General features: G+C 47.3%; 1 protein-coding gene. It reads right to left on the bottom strand.

Annotated elements, in window-relative coordinates:
- On the bottom strand, nucleotides 1–243 hold a 243-nt coding region (locus PsW64_RS28050; RefSeq protein WP_208980997.1), incomplete at both ends, for a DUF5801 repeats-in-toxin domain-containing protein.

The following is a 243-nucleotide window of genomic DNA, read 5'->3' on the forward strand; positions in this document are numbered from 1 at the left end:
ATGCTCAATGGACATGTACTGAACCATTGAGACCTTGCCGTTTTGATGCAAGTGGATTGCAAACGCAGCATCTCCGTTTGGTACACGGCCAACAATCTGACCATCTTCCAGATGAAGCGTAATCGCCAAACCTTCAGTCGTGGTTAGACCAGAATTTGCATTATCAATGCGGAAGACCAGCTCATGACTGCCGCGCTCATCAGCACCAACATTCTTATGGAAATCAAGAACATCATTCCGCGC

This window comes from Pseudovibrio sp. W64 (genome assembly GCF_001623145.1).
Classification (GTDB): Bacteria; Pseudomonadota; Alphaproteobacteria; order Rhizobiales; family Stappiaceae; genus Pseudovibrio.